General features: G+C 68.9%; 11 protein-coding genes and 2 tRNA genes. 7 read left to right on the top strand and 6 right to left on the bottom strand.

All coding sequences use genetic code 11. From position 1 onward, the window contains the following. Positions 1 to 19 precede the first annotated feature (19 nt). From gyrA to OG510_RS18445, 5 genes are all read left to right on the top strand, one after another. A complete protein-coding gene (gene gyrA, locus OG510_RS18465; RefSeq protein WP_164258215.1) occupies positions 20 to 2656 on the top strand; it encodes a DNA gyrase subunit A in 2637 nt (878 codons plus the stop codon). Between the two features lie 93 nt (positions 2657 to 2749). Continuing rightward, positions 2750 to 3295, top strand: coding sequence for a DUF3566 domain-containing protein (locus OG510_RS18460; protein WP_406138124.1), 546 nt, complete (start codon positions 2750 to 2752; stop codon positions 3293 to 3295). Positions 3296 to 3354: 59 nt separating this feature from the next. Next, positions 3355 to 3428, top strand: a tRNA-Ile gene (locus tag OG510_RS18455). 153 nt (positions 3429 to 3581) lie between these two features. Then, the gene (locus OG510_RS18450) at positions 3582 to 3716 is read left to right on the top strand and encodes a DLW-39 family protein (RefSeq protein WP_003958712.1); all 135 of its coding nucleotides are present in this window, start codon (positions 3582 to 3584) and stop codon (positions 3714 to 3716) included. A 340-nt stretch (positions 3717 to 4056) separates the two neighbouring features. Beyond that, positions 4057 to 5379, top strand: coding sequence for a hypothetical protein (locus tag OG510_RS18445; RefSeq protein ID WP_406138123.1), 1323 nt, complete (start codon positions 4057 to 4059; stop codon positions 5377 to 5379). A gap of 90 nt (positions 5380 to 5469) precedes the next feature. Here the strand turns inward: OG510_RS18445 and OG510_RS18440 are convergent, their stop codons facing one another. After that, positions 5470 to 6813: a serine/threonine-protein kinase gene (locus OG510_RS18440; RefSeq protein ID WP_406138121.1), complete on the bottom strand. Its 1344-nt coding sequence runs from the start codon at positions 6811 to 6813 to the stop codon at positions 5470 to 5472. Between the two features lie 79 nt (positions 6814 to 6892). Beyond that, entirely contained in the window at positions 6893 to 7441 is a 549-nt protein-coding gene (locus OG510_RS18435) for a DNA-binding protein (RefSeq protein ID WP_164258207.1), read from the bottom strand. 151 nt (positions 7442 to 7592) lie between these two features. Here OG510_RS18435 and OG510_RS18430 point away from each other — a divergent pair. Then, positions 7593 to 7665, top strand: a tRNA-Ala gene (locus OG510_RS18430). A 441-nt stretch (positions 7666 to 8106) separates the two neighbouring features. Here the strand turns inward: OG510_RS18430 and OG510_RS18425 are convergent. Further along, positions 8107 to 8277, bottom strand: a complete 171-nt coding sequence (locus tag OG510_RS18425) for a DUF397 domain-containing protein (protein WP_406142449.1) — start codon at positions 8275 to 8277, stop codon at positions 8107 to 8109. 266 nt (positions 8278 to 8543) lie between these two features. Then, a complete protein-coding gene (locus OG510_RS18420; protein WP_406138119.1) occupies positions 8544 to 9287 on the bottom strand; it encodes an SDR family oxidoreductase in 744 nt (247 codons plus the stop codon). A 226-nt stretch (positions 9288 to 9513) separates the two neighbouring features. Between OG510_RS18420 and OG510_RS18415 the strand changes: the two genes are divergently transcribed. After that, a complete protein-coding gene (locus OG510_RS18415) occupies positions 9514 to 10359 on the top strand; it encodes a helix-turn-helix transcriptional regulator (protein WP_406142448.1) in 846 nt (281 codons plus the stop codon). A gap of 128 nt (positions 10360 to 10487) precedes the next feature. Here OG510_RS18415 and OG510_RS18410 read toward each other — a convergent pair whose 3' ends face one another. Both OG510_RS18410 and OG510_RS18405 read right to left on the bottom strand, forming a co-directional pair. Next, entirely contained in the window at positions 10488 to 12110 is a 1623-nt protein-coding gene (locus OG510_RS18410; protein ID WP_406138117.1) for a Na+/H+ antiporter, read from the bottom strand. 30 nt (positions 12111 to 12140) lie between these two features. Then, entirely contained in the window at positions 12141 to 14537 is a 2397-nt protein-coding gene (locus tag OG510_RS18405) for an FUSC family protein (RefSeq protein ID WP_406138116.1), read from the bottom strand. Positions 14538 to 14709: the final 172 nt, after the last annotated feature.

The raw sequence follows: 14709 nt of genomic DNA, 5'->3' as shown, positions 1-14709 counted from the left end.
GAAAGGACTTTGACCAGCAATGGCCGACGAGAATTCCCCTGTGATGCCCGAACAGCCGCCCGCTGTCCCCGGGATCGGTATGCGTGTCGAGCCGGTGGGGCTCGAAACGGAGATGCAGCGCTCGTACCTCGACTACGCGATGTCCGTCATCGTGTCGCGTGCGCTGCCGGACGTGCGGGACGGTCTGAAGCCCGTCCACCGCCGGGTGCTGTACGCGATGTACGACGGCGGCTACCGGCCCGAGAAGGGCTTCTACAAGTGTGCCCGTGTCGTCGGTGACGTCATGGGTACCTACCACCCGCACGGCGACTCCTCGATCTACGACGCCCTGGTCAGGCTGGCCCAGCACTGGTCGATGCGTATGCCGCTGGTGGACTCGAACGGGAACTTCGGCTCTCCCGGTAACGACCCGGCCGCCGCTATGCGGTACACCGAGTGCAAGATGATGCCCCTGTCCATGGAGATGGTCAGGGACATCGACGAGGAGACCGTCGACCTCCAGGACAACTACGACGGCCGTAACCAGGAGCCGGTGGTTCTCCCGGCCAGGTTCCCGAACTTGCTGGTCAACGGCTCCGCGGGCATCGCGGTCGGTATGGCCACCAACATCCCTCCGCACAATCTGCGTGAGGTGGCGGCCGGCGCCCAGTGGTACCTGGAGAACCCGGACGCCTCGCACGAGGACCTTCTGGACGCTCTGCTGGAACGCATCAAGGGCCCTGACTTCCCGACCGGCGCGCTGGTCGTGGGGCGCAAGGGCATCGAGGAGGCGTACCGCACCGGGCGCGGCTCCATCACGATGCGCGCGGTGGTCGCGGTCGAGGAGATCCAGAACCGCCAGTGCCTCGTGGTCACGGAGCTTCCGTACCAGACCAACCCGGACAATCTCGCGCAGAAGATCGCCGACCTGGTGAAGGACGGCAAGATCGGCGGGATCGCCGATGTGCGGGACGAGACCTCCTCGCGTACGGGGCAGCGTCTGGTCGTCGTGCTGAAGCGGGACGCGGTCGCCAAGGTCGTGCTGAACAACCTCTACAAGCACACCGATCTCCAGTCGAACTTCAGCGCCAACATGCTGGCGCTGGTCGACGGCGTACCGCGCACCCTGTCGATCGACGCGTTCATCCGCCACTGGGTGACGCACCAGATCGAGGTCATCGTCCGGCGCACCAGGTTCCGGTTGCGCAAGGCCGAGGAGCGCGCCCACATCCTGCGTGGTCTGCTCAAGGCGCTGGACGCGATCGACGAGGTCATCGCGCTGATCCGGCGCAGCCAGACGGTCGATGTCGCGCGCGAGGGCCTGATGGGCCTGCTGGAGATCGACGAGATCCAGGCGAACGCGATCCTGGAGATGCAGCTGCGCCGGCTGGCCGCTCTGGAGCACCAGAAGATCACCGCCGAGTTCAACGAGCTTCAGGCGAAGATCAACGAGTACAACGCGATCCTGGTCTCGCCCGAGCGTCAGCGGCAGATCGTCAGCGAGGAACTGGCGGTCATCGTCGACAAGTTCGGCGACGACCGGCGCTCCAAGCTGGTTCCCTTCGACGGTGACATGTCCATCGAGGACCTGATCGCCGAGGAGGACATTGTCGTCACCATCACGAACGGTGGTTACGTCAAGCGCACCAAGACCGAGGACTACCGCTCGCAGAAGCGCGGCGGCAAGGGCGTGCGGGGCACCAAGCTGAAGCAGGACGACATCGTCGCCCACTTCTTCGTCTCGACGACCCACCACTGGCTGCTGTTCTTCACGAACAAGGGCCGGGTGTACCGGGCGAAGGCGTACGAACTCCCGGACGCGGGCCGTGACGCGCGCGGCCAGCACGTCGCCAACCTGCTGGCGTTCCAGCCGGACGAGCAGATCGCGCAGATCCTGGCGATCCGTGACTACGACGCGGCGCCGTATCTGATCCTGGCCACCAAGGGCGGCCTGGTGAAGAAGACGCCGCTCAAGGACTACGACTCGCCTCGCTCGGGTGGCGTCATCGCGATCAACCTGCGGGAGACCCCGGACGGCAGCGACGACGAGCTGATCGGCGCGGAGTTGGTGTCGGCCGAGGACGATCTGCTGCTGGTCAGCAGGAAGGCTCAGTCGATCCGGTTCACGGCGACGGACGACACTCTGCGCCCCATGGGACGCGCGACATCCGGTGTCAAGGGCATGAGTTTCCGCGAGGGCGACGAACTGCTCTCGATGAATGTCGTCAGGCCGGGTACTTTCGTGTTCACTGCCACTGACGGCGGGTACGCCAAGCGGACCCTCGTCGACGAGTACCGCGTCCAGGGCCGCGGCGGTCTGGGTATCAAGGCCGCCAAGATCGTGGAGGACCGGGGCTCGCTGGTCGGTGCGCTGGTGGTGGAGAGTACGGATGAAATCCTCGCCATCACGCTCGGCGGTGGTGTGATTCGTACGCGAGTCAATGAAGTCAGGGAGACGGGCCGTGACACCATGGGCGTCCAACTGATCAACCTGGGCAAGCGCGATGCCGTGGTCGGCATCGCTCGCAATGCCGAGGCCGGCCGAGAGGCCGAAGAGATTGACGCGGTCGACGGCGATGCGGATGCGGATGCGGTCGACGGTGGTTCGGTCGAAGCTGACACGGTCGAAGCGGTAGTCGAAGGCACCGAGCCTTCGACTGGGGAGCACGAGGAGTAGAACGTGAGTGGAGCCACGGGCGACGGAGCGGCCGCTTCCGGAGCTGGAGCACGCAGTGCCCGTGGCCCAGCCGCGGACTCTCAAGGGGGAACGGTGACGGACACGCGTGGGGCGCAGCCGCAGCCGCAGTATGAGTCGCAGCCGTACCAGCCTCCGCAGGCGTACCCGGCACCGTCGGCCGGCGGCCCGCAGGGCCGCCCGCGTACGGCTGGTGCCGGTACGCAGGCAGGGGTACGGCGTCCGCGTACGGGGGCGCGTACGACGCCCCGCACGCGGAAGGCCCGGCTGCGGGTGGCCAAGGCCGATCCCTGGTCGGTCATGAAGGTCAGTTTCCTGCTGTCCATCGCCTTGGGCGTCTGCACCGTCGTGGCCGCCGCTGTCCTGTGGATGGTCATGGATGCCATGGGCGTCTTCTCGACCGTGGGCGGGACGATCAGTGAAGCAACCGGTTCAAGTGACGGCAGTGGCTTCGATCTTCAGTCGTTCCTCTCGCTGCCGCGTGTGCTGCTTTTCACGTCGGTCATCGCGGTGATCGATGTGGTGCTGGCCACAGCGCTGGCGACGCTGGGCGCCTTCATCTACAACCTGTCGGCCGGGTTTGTGGGCGGTGTCGAGCTGACCCTCGCCGAGGACGAGTAGCGGCGCGGCTATCGATTTTGGGACTGGCCCTGGAGTGCGCTAATCTTCAGGGGCAGCGCGGGGCTATAGCTCAGTTGGTTAGAGCGCATCCCTGATAAGGATGAGGCCACAGGTTCAAATCCTGTTAGCCCCACCGCGAAGCTCGGCCCGGACGGTTTTACCGTCCGGGCCGACTGCATTACCGGGCCTGATAGTTGGATGGGAACTAGGTCACCGATCGGTATCGGCCGGTGTGTATAGTCGGGCGCCAGAAGTCCCTTACGTCAAGGAAAGACGAGGTCGCGCGGTGAAGAAGCTTCTCCTGGTCGCACTGGCTGCCATCGGCGGGCTCCTCGTGTACCGCCAGATCCAGGCGGATCGCGCCGAGCAGGATCTGTGGACGGAGGCGACTGACTCCGTGCCCGCAGGTTCGGGTGTGTGAGACACAGCGTCTTGAATGCAGGGCCCCGATCGCTTTTTGCGATCGGGGCCCTGCTGCGTTTCCGCTGTGCTGTCCCGGGAGTGGCGAGCCGGCCTCCCGCACGATGTTTCACGTGGAACAACCACTGGGCGACAGAAGAGGGCCCGGCGGGAACGGCCGCGATGATTCAGCTGTGCACGCAGACAATGCGATGGGGGCCGGGGCAGGATGGGGCGGGACCACGCTCAGCGCCGTGGTGGCTCGGGGGCTCCGCGGCCCTTGTGGTGACGCTGGTGATCGCGCGATATGAGCTTGAGGCCCGCCTGGCTCCTGGCTGCCGGGCGGAGAACGGGGGAATCAGGTGAAGGGGCTGCACAGCAGGGGCCGGATCGCGCTGGCCGCGGTGGCGGCCGTGTGCTCGGTAGGAGCGTTGCCAGGCCAGGCAGCGGCGGTGGGTGAGTCCGATCCGTACGTCTTCGACCAGCAGGCGACGACGGTGGCGGGCGCTGTGGCCAGTAACGACGCGAAGCAGCTCAAGGCCGGGTCGACCTACCGCTCCTCGATCAAGCCAGGTGGCCAGCTCTACTACCAGGTCGACCTGGACGCCACGTCCGACACCTACGTCTCCGCAGTCGCTGTGCCGGGCCTGGGGGCGCAGGAGAAGGTCGACTACACCGACGGCATCAAGGTGTCGCTCCAGGACCTCACAGGCGATTCCTGCGGCACTGACGACGATGCGGTGTTCGGCTCTGCCGGGTACCCCCGGCCGATCGCCGCTCACGCCACGCGCACTGTCGAGAAGGACGGCACCTCCTGCCAGTCGGCAGGGCCGTACTACGTGGTGATCGAGAGGACGACCAAGGCGACTTCTGCCCAGGATGAGTGGGGCCTGGAGATACGTGTCGATTCCGAACCCGGTCTGACGCCCGGCTCGGCGGGCCCGACGGAGGCGCCGAGCAGCTGGCCGTCCGCATCGCCCGTGCCGCCTTCGGGAACGGCACAGCAGACCAAGGGCGGGACGGGATTCAATGACGCTGCCGCGCTGAAGCCCGGGGTCTGGGGCGACCGGATCAGGCCCGGACAGACCCGTTTCTACCGGGTGCCGGTGGGCTGGGGGCAGCAGCTCTTTCCCAGCGCCGATCTCGGAAGCTCGTCGGGCAGCGGCTTTGTCGCCGATGCTCTCCATGTGGAGTTGTACAACCCGGTCCGGTCGGGGGTCGCCACGGGCTACACGGCGTACGACGGGAAGCCGAAGTCGGCCGCGCCGGACCCGCTGCCACCGGTCGCTTACCGGAATCGGTACAGCGTGCGTGAAGAGGTCAGCGGGGCCCGGATGGCGGGTGACTATTACTTCGCGGTCACCCTCAGTCCGGACGTCGCGAAGAGCTTCGGAGAGAAGGCGTACGGGCTGACGCTGAGGATGAGCGTCAAGGGCGCAGAGGGGCCCCCGCCGGCGTACGCGGGCGCTGTGCCCCACTACGGAACGTCAGCCGGTGAGGGCACGGGCCACGGAGCCATGAGGCTGGTCGGGATCGCGGGGATCGGTACGGGCACGGTGCTGGTGCTGGGACTCGGCGCGTGGACGCTGATCGCGAGGCGGCGCGCGGAAGCGGTGCCGGCCCAGGGGATCCAGGAGCCGGGACGGCAGTCCGCGCCGCAGTACCGGCCGCCTTCCGCCTGGTAGCCCGGCTGAAGCGGCGCTGTGGCGGGGCCGTATGGGCGCCCGGGGTGGAGGCGGCCGCCGGAGCTCCCGTGGCTCCGGGGCAGCTCCGTGTCAGCTCTGCGTCAGCGCCCAGATGCCCACCGCGAAGCAGATCAGTGCGATCACCAGGACCGGGACCGTCACCTTCGGAGGCGGTCCCGGACGTCTGCGCGGGACTGGTACCGACTGGGTGGGAACCTGCGAGGGCTGAGCGGTGTACCTATCAGTGTGGGGCTGTTCATACAGGGCCTGACCAGGGATCTGATCAGGAATCTGCGCAGGAGTCTGAGCATGGAGGGGGGATGCCGGATGCGAAACCGTGGGGGCGGCTGCGGCCGTCTGTGCCGGTGCCGGGGCGGTCGGCTGGGGAGGCGGGGCAAGGTGGAAGCTGCCCGTCTCCGACATCGCCGCGTGCTGTGGCTGCTGCGGGTGGGGTACGGGCTGCTGCTCGGTCTGCGGGTGGGCCGGCTGGGCGGGCATCCCGGGCTGCGTCCTCGCTTGCTGCACCTGGGGCTGAGACACGGGCCCTTGCTGAGACACAGGCCCCTCGGGGCCGAATCCTCCGGGCAGCGGCCCGATCTGGTCGCGGACTTCGACGGGCTGCTCGCCGGGCCCTGGTTCGGGCAACAGTTCCACTGCCGTGGCCAGCGCTTTACGGGCGCCGTTCGCCGTACGGAACCGGGCCTGGGGATCGGGCTGGAGCAGGCCGGCGAGCACCTGCCACAGTGGCTCGGGGATGCCCCGGGGTGCGCCGGGCGTCCCATGGGCGGCGAAGTGTTCCACCAGCGCTCTGGAGTCGGGCCTGGCGCCCTGGAGCAGATACAGCGCGACCAGTCCGACCGCGAACAGGTCGGCGGTGAAGTCCGGTTCGGCGCCCAGCATCTGCTCCGGTGCGAAGTAGCCGGGCGTCCCCACCACATAGTTGCTTTCGGTGAGGCGCGGCTCGCCCTTGCGCATCGAGATGCCGAAGTCGGAGAGCCGCAGATGCGGCCGCCCGGTCCCGGTGGCTTCCATCAGGATGTTCGCCGGCTTGATGTCACGGTGCACGACACCTTCCGCGTGGACGGCAGCAAGCCCGGCCAGCAGTTGGTCGAGCAGCGTGCAGACGAACGTTGGCGGCAGCGGGCCGCAGTCACCGACGACTTGGACGAGCGAGCCCCCGCTGACCAGTTCCATGGTGAACAGCACCTGGTCGTCGTCCGCAGCCCAGCTGGCCGGGGCGAGCACATGGGGGTGATCGATCCGCAGCGCCTGCTCACGCACGAAGCGCAGCAGGGTGTGCGCGTCGCTCTGCTGGAGGACCTTGGCCGCCACATAGCGGCGCCTGCGGTGGTCCCACGCGCGCCAGACAGCCCCGACGCCCCCGCGTCCGATCGGGTCCACCAGCTCGTACCGACCGGCGAAGACCTCACCCATGCGCTGTACCCATGCTCTGTGCCCGCCCCCCTGTTGGCTGAGCCCCGGCCGACTGGGTTCAGCCGGCCGGGCCCCGGCTTCAGCTCTGGTGTGCCTCGTAGTGCGAGACCGCCTCCGCGGTGCGCCCGGCGCCGTACACCTTGAGGAACTCTGCCAGTTCGGGGTGGGTCGGGGCGAGAGAGTTCGCGGCGTCGATGATGTCGCCTGCGGCTGATACGGAGCGCAGCAGTGACTGGATCTCGCGTACCACCCGGCGCACGGTCGGCGCGCCCGTGGTGGAAGTGGTCTGACCCGTGGTGGAGAGGACTGAGCCGCCCTGGGACTTCTTGATCTCTTCCATCCGATCCGTTGCCTCGCCCGCGCTGACGCTTCCGTCGGCGACCAGGCGGGAAAGCTCCTGAAGTGCCTGGACCCGCTGGACCACGGCCGGGTTTCCGATCTTGGCGCGCTGGCCACTCATCAGCTGGGAGAGCATGGGCGCGGACAGCCCGAGTACGGCGGCGAGACGGGCCTGGTTGAGGCCGAGATCATCGATGAGGCGACGGAAGAGCGCCCCCAGCGGCTCTCCGTACCAACTGCGCTGAAGGTCTCTCGCTCTCGCGGTTGCCTCTTGTTGTGCTGCGTCCATTGCGTCTCCCCATCGCTTCCCCAGGCGGCGGCTTCGCTGCCGCGAACCTCCTCGTGCATCCTACGGAGAGCGGTCACTGACCGGGAGTCCCAATCCTTTTGTGAGATCACCCCTGTGACCCGCTACTCTTGTTCTCGCACCAACCCATTACGGGGCCTTAGCTCAGTTGGTAGAGCGCTGTCTTTGCATGGCAGATGTCAGGGGTTCGACTCCCCTAGGCTCCACTTACTAAATGCCTTCTGAACTGCGGAAACGCGGTTTCAGGGGGCGTTTTTTGTGCCCACTGATGGGCACAGAAGCACGAACCGAGCCGCTGCGGAACCTCTCCTCTGAGGCCGTCCGCCGAGCGGACAGAGGAGGAGACAAGGTCCGCCGGCCGCAGCATCGGGGTGCACGGACTCGGCGTCGATGAGGCGGCAGCGCGGAACGGTGGGCGCCGGCGCTCCGCCGCTCCGGTGCTTGCACGACGCCGTCGGACGTGCCCACACCTCGGGTCCCTTAAGTCAGTACGCCTGGGGTCGCGAAACGTCGAGGCCGAGCGCCGAACCCTCCTCGTTCGCCTCGACTCCGGGCGCGGTGGGCTGCACCGAACGGTAACGCCGCCACGGGCGCGGCGCCTCGGATGACCCGAGCGGTACGAAGCGATATCGGCCTGAGCGGGCGGGCTACCGATGAGGGGCGTTGGCGGCACCGGGGCTCGTCAACGTGGCCGTGGCGGTGGGAGCGGTTTTGCTGTCTCGTACGGGCGCGGTGCCCGGGAGGTCGAGTGAGACGTCCACGCAGTTGTCTGCACCACCATCGCTGTCACTCGCCTTGCGCCATAGAGCGGTTGACAGGTCGGGCGGGCGGTTCGTGCCCGGCTGGATCTTCCATCAACCCCGCGCACCGGTTGCCTTCCGTGCAGGCAACCGGACTGGTGGCGCAGGTCGTGGTGGAACAACTGCTGGCGCCCGAGGCCACTGAATCGCTCGGTGATGTGCTTCGCGTCGCCTGCAGCAGAGCCGGCGGGATCAGCTGGTGGCAGCGTAGGGGGGAGGTGGACCGGCGAACCGGAGGCCCCGAGGAGTAGAGACCCGCATCCGGTCGGCCGGTGCGGCGCGGCTCAGTGGCTGGACAGCATGCGCAGTACGTCGGCGTGTTGTCCACGGGCCTCGGCGTACCTCAGGGGTTCGACGGCCTTGACGAGGATCTCGGCCGGTTGCTCGGCGGACCCGATGATGTCCATCACTTCGTCCAGGTAGGCATCCAGAGGCATGGCATTCTCTGCCTCCTCCTGCCCCATGAGAGCGGTGCGCACTGCCGGGGGTGCGAGTTCCAGGACTTCGATACTGGTGTCGGCGAGCTGGACACGCAGGCTCTGGGTGAACGAGTGGATGGCGGCCTTGGTCGCGCAGTAGGTCGGCGTCATGGGCAGGGGGACGAAGGCCAGCCCGGAGGAGACCGTCATGATCGTCGCCTGCGGCCGGGTGGCGAGATGCTCGGTGAGAGCGGCCACGAGACGGATGGGGCCGAGCAGGTTGGTTGTCACGGTCGCCTCTGCCGTACTCAGGAAGTCGCCGGTGTGGAGGTCCTCCGGCAGCATGATGCCGGCCATCGCGACCAGGACGTCGAGGTCGGGGTAGCGCCGCACCAGCTGCGCCGTGACGTCCCGGACGGCGACCGGGTCGGTGGTGTCGAGCAGGACGGACTCGATACCCGGGTTCTCCGCGACGATCTGCGCCAGCCTCTCCTCGCGGCGCCCGGAGACGATGACCCGGTTGCCTGCCGCATGCAGGCTCAGCGCGAGGCCGAGGCCGATACCGGAGGTCGCCCCGGCGATGAAGACGGTGTTGCCGGTGAGCTTCATGGGTGTTCTCCGCTGTGTGGGTGGTGGTGAGAGCGACGTGCGCCGCCCGGCCGATGCGGATGTACCTGGACTGCGCTCGGCGTGTACCGACCCAGTGGACGTCGTCCGGCGGTCCGGATGAAGGGCCCGCTCAGCCACTGATCGCCGGTCAGTGGATAAGGCCCGGCGCGGCTGCGACGATGGTGACCGGTGGCCGTGGACGTGCCGGAGGGGGCCCATGGACGAGATGGCGGACCGCGCGTCGCTGGGTGCCTTCCTGCGTGCCCGGCGGGAGTCGCTGCAACCGGAGGACGTGGGGCTGCGTCGTGGATCGCGCCGTCGCGCCCGTGGGCTGCGACGGGAGGAGGTGGCCGAGCTGTGCGACATGTCGGCCGACTACTTCGCCCGGCTGGAACGGGGCACCGGGCCGCAGCCCTCGCAGCAGATGGCGGCGGCCATCGCCCGTGGGCTGCGCCTCACCCCGTACGAGCGGGATCACCTGTTTCTGCTGTGCGGGCACCGCACACCGCACCGGCAATTGCGCGGCGAGCACGTCAGCCCCGGGCTGATGCGCATCCTGGACCGGCTGCAGGACACCCCGGCCCAGGTGATGGGCCCCCTCGGAGAGACGCTGCTCCAGACACCTCCGGCCGTGGCCCTGCTCGGCGAGCAGACCCACTACACCGGAGACGCGCGCAGCGCCCCTTACCGCTGGTTCACCGACGAGGTCGCGCGCAGCCGGTACCTTCCCGACGACCACAGCCACTACAGCAGGGTGAACGTCTCGCTCCTGCGGGCGGTCTCCACCCGGGACGGACCCCATTCGCAAGCCTCCCGCCTTGCAGCCGGCCTGCTGCGGGAGAGCGAGGAGTTCGCGTCGCTGTGGGACCGGCAGGAGGTCGGCCTGCGCTGGAGCGACGCCAAACGCTTCGTCCACCCGCAGGTCGGGCGCATCGACCTGTTCTGCCAGAACCTGCAGGATCTCGACACCGCACAGACCTTGCTCGTCTTCACCGCGACACCCGGCACCGACAGCTACGACAGGCTGAGTCTGCTGAACGTCCTCGGCGCGGAGAGCTTCCCGGGCGGGTAACCCCGCGGTCGCCTTCCTGGAGGTCCTGGAGGCCCTGGAGGTGTCCCGCCGGTGCCCGATCACAGCTCGGCTGCTCGGTGGTCCGGTCAGATCCGGTGGCCCGGCTGCGGAAGCGCGCCTGGGCGTGGTCAGTACTCCTCGCCTCCGTGGTCCAGTGATCCCTCTTCGTGGTCGAGTTCGTTGTGGAGCAGCCGGAGGCTGTCGTCGGGGAGGTGTCCGAGGCGACGCCAGCGGACCAGTTCGGAGCGCTGGACGTCGATCACCTGTCGCTGTGCCTGGCTCACGGACGCGGCCAGGGCCGCATGCCGGGTCCGGTGTGCGGTGGTGGGGTTTCGGGACCGGCGGAAGACCGGTCCTGGCTGTGCGCGGTGATCGAGACTGCGGCGCAGGCGCTCGATGGTGGATGCGTCGAGGAGGTGCTCGTCGGCGATGTCGTCCAGTTGTGCCAGCGCTGCGCGGGCGGCAGCGGCGCGGGCGCGGTCGTGGAGTTCGGTGTGGTCGGGCTCGCCGCGAAGGCGCAGCAGGCGGACCAGTGGGACGAAGGTCGCGCCCTGGCCGACGAGGGTGACGATGACGGTCAGATAGGCGCAGAACAGCAGCAGGTTGCGGTCCGGGAAGGGCGCCATTCCCAGGGAGGTGAGGGGCAGTGTGAGGGTGCTGGTGATGGTGATGACGCCGCGGGTGCCGGTCCAGCTCAGTGCGACGATCTCGCGGCCGGACAGCCGCTGGTCCTCACGGGAGTTGTTTCCGCCGAGGCGCAGGTGCAGCCGCCTGGGGAACCACTGTGTGCCGAAGAGCCACAGCGGTCGTACGAGGAGCACGCAGCCCAGTGTCGTTCCTGCGGCCAGGAGCAGTGTGGAGGTGGGGTACGCGCGCAGTCCGTGGAGTACGAGCGGCAGTTGCTGGCCGATGAGCAGGAAGACGAAGCCTTCCAGCAGGAAGTCGATCAGCCGCCGGACGGCTCGTGTCTGCAGGCGGCTGCTGCCCGAGACGGCGCGGGGGGTTTCGTGCCCGATCAGCAACCCGGCGACCACGACGGCGAGTACGGCCGATGTGTGCAGCAGTTCGCCGAGCAGATAGGCGGCGAACGGGGTGGCCAAGGAGATGGCGTTGACCAGCAAGGGCTCGCGAATGACGCGACGGAGCCAGTGCACGAGCGCGGCGACCAGGACGCCGACGGCCGTTCCGCCGGTAGCGGTGACCGCGAAGTGCAGCACGGCCGAGGCGGGCGAGAACTGGCCGGTGGTGGTGGCTGTGACGGCGACGGTCAGGGCGGTCAGAGCCGTGGCGTCGTTGAGCAGCCCTTCTCCCTCGATAAGGGTGGTCAGTTTGCTCGGCAGACCGGCCCGCCGTGCGGCCGCGAGCGCCGCGACGGGGTCGGGCGGTGAGACCGCGGCGCCGAGCACCATCCCGGCGGCCAGCGTCGCTCCTGGTACGACGAGGCTGAAACCGACACCGACCGCTGTCGCGGTCAGGAGTACCAGCACCACCGACAGGCTCACGATCGAGCGCAGATTTCTGCGGATCGCGATCAGGGACGAGTTCAGCGCGGCGCTGTAGAGCAGCGGCGGCAGCACCAGGGTCATGACCGCGTCGGGCGGTACCTGGATGTCGGGGCCTGGCAGGAGCGCGTAGAGCAGGCCCCCGACGGTGAGCAGGGCGGCCGTGGGCAAACCGGTCTTCGCGGCGACCAGCTCGACCGCTATGAGCATGATCACCGCTGCCAGGAGAAAGCACAGCACCTCCTGCACATCCGCCTCCCAGGTGGGGTGGACCGCTCGTCACGACGATACGCTTCCGTCGCGTCGTGACGATAGCGTATCGTCCCGGTCGCCGGGGTGCTTCGGCGTGTTTCCGCCGATCGTGATCAGCCGCCCGGTGGGTACGCGGACTTCCTCGGCGCAGGGACCGGTGAGGGGGCCGTTGGCGATCACCAGGTGTCTGCCCGGCCGCCGGGCGTGCAGGACGAACTGGCCGCCGGAGTCGGCATAGGTCACGTCGGCCTGTGCACCCGCCGGGTCGATCAGCGTCAGGGTGGCGTGCGCGACAGGAGCGCCGGTGGAGTCCTGGAGGCGGCCCCGCAGCTGCGATTCGTTGTGCTCCGCGGGCAGCGACGCGCACTCGCTGAGGGCCACCCGCAGCCTCCGGAAACTCTCCCGGGCCTCGGGGCTCGCCCAGTCGGCCGGGAGGGCCTGGGCCGCGGGGCGGTGGCCGTCGGCAGCGGCCCTTGCCAGTGCGCCGAACGCGGGGCGGGCGCGGTCGCCGTCGTGCGGGTTCGGAGCGGCGGCCAGCGCGAATCCGAGCCGCTGCAGGGCGAGATGGGCGGGCCACAAGGCCGCCACGGACGGGGCGGGGCGGGTGTCGGACAGCGCCTGCCGGAAGAGCTTTCCGAGGTCGAGGGAAGCGGTGAGGACGGCGTGCCGCCAGTCGTGTTCGTTGCGTTGGCCGTGTTCGTTGCTTGGGTCGTGTTGGTCGCGTTGGCCTTGTTGGCCTTGTTGGTCGTTTTCGTCGTGGGGGCTGTGTGCGCCTGGAGTCCCGGAAGCCCCGGGTGTGGTGGCTTCGGCCAGGGTCCGGATGAGTGAGGCCAGGTGGGCGCGGAGCGCGTCGGGGGCGGGCCTGCGCCGCAGCAAGGGGGCTGCGAGCAGTGCGACCGCCGCTCCGAGGGCCGTGGTCCAGAGCCTGTCGTCGAGCAGCGGCAGAAATGGCTGCGTCTGTGTCGCGGACAGCGGGAGGATGCCGGGGGTCAGGACCAGCATGGCCAGACCGGAGTTCTTGGCGAGGAAGGGCTGTGCGAGTCCGACCACGCCTGCGACGATCACGAGGGTGGCGGCCGCGGGCGGATGCAGCGTCAGGACGCCCGCCGCGATGACCAGGCCCAGTGCTGTGCCGGCGCAGCGTTGCGTGGAGCGGTTGAAGGTGCCCACCAGGTCGGGAGCCAGCAGCACCGAGCCCGCCGAGATCATGGCCCAGCCGGGCCGGTCGAGGCCGGCGAGGTGGCTGAGCGCACCGGCGGTGAATATCGCTGCGCCCGCGCGTACGGCGTACCGCCAGGCGTCGGCCTTGGCGCGTACTCCGGCGGCCAGGGCGGCGCGCAGGGGCGGGTAACGGCGGCGGTCCGACGGTGGTGTCGCTGTGAACGCCGGGGCGCGGGCGGCCTGTTCGGCCTCTCTCAGGGTCTTGTTGAGTCGCTGGGCTGCTGCGGACTCCGGATGTCTTGGTGTGTTCGGCCGCGTGCAGGACTTGCCCTGCCTGGTGGTCTGTTCGCTGCGCTGTCCGTCGCCCTGCTCGCTGGGGTGCGTGCTGTCTTGTCCGCTGCCCTGCTCATCGGCCTGTTGACCGGCTGGTTCGGAGTGCCGCCATGAACCCCGTGGGCGTCGGCGGCCGAGCAGTCGGGCGATGCGTGCTGCGGTCTCGGACTGCGTGTCCAGCGTCGTGCGCGGGGTGCCGGACGTCGCTGATCCGGCTGCGGCGATCGCGTGGACGGCGTACTGGTTGAGCTCCAGCAGGCGGGCCCACTCGCCGGTACGGCGCATCCGCCTCGTGCCGCCGCGGCTGAGGGTTTCGTGCGCCCCGGCCAAGGCCGCCGCGGCCGCGTGCCGGGCGGTGTCCGCGTGAGCGTCGGCGGTGTGGGCGTTGCCCGTTGCCCGGGCCAGGGTGGACAGGCACTCGTACACGTACGCCACGGCCCGGTACTCGGCCGCGCCCGCGGTCATCGCGTTCTCCACGATGACCATCAGCCAGCCGGCCGCTGCGCCGGTCGCGGCGGCGGCGAACAGGACCGGCACCTGCCGCAGATCGGCCGGGACTTGGCTGCACAGCGAGCATGCGAGCAGGTAGAGAAAACCGCCCGGCGGTGCGGCGCGCAGCACCGAGCACACGTAGTAGGTGAACGCGGCCAGCACCGCCTGGACGCCGATGGCCGCCCACTGCGACACCTGCGTGGCCGACAGCAGGAAACCGATGGTTGCCGAGCAGGCGAGCCCCGCACCGGCGAGCGGGGTGAACAGGCGCCGGTGGGCTCCGGGGGTGCTCTGTTCGAGCATGACGTTCCAGGAGCCGATGAAGGCTGCCAGTCCGATGAGCCAGCCCGCTGTCAGATAACCCGCGCCGAAGACAGCGGCACCCGTGACCGCCACCAGCAGTGCCTGCCCCCACAGCCACCGTCCCGGGTTGAGCATGACCACTCCCCGGGCGGACAGCCGCCTGCGCGGGAGAGGTGCGTAGAGCGGGTGATTGCCGCCGGTCACGGAGTCACGCCGCGGCGGAGCCTGTCCGGTCACCGATCCACCCCTGGGTAAGGAACTAAGTAAGGAACCTTATTTAGGTTACCCTAATATGGTGCTGCTCCGT

Source organism: Streptomyces sp. NBC_01089 (assembly GCF_045162975.1).
Lineage (GTDB): Bacteria > Actinomycetota > Actinomycetes > Streptomycetales > Streptomycetaceae > Streptomyces.
This window is presented reverse-complemented; position numbering and strand designations above follow the sequence as displayed.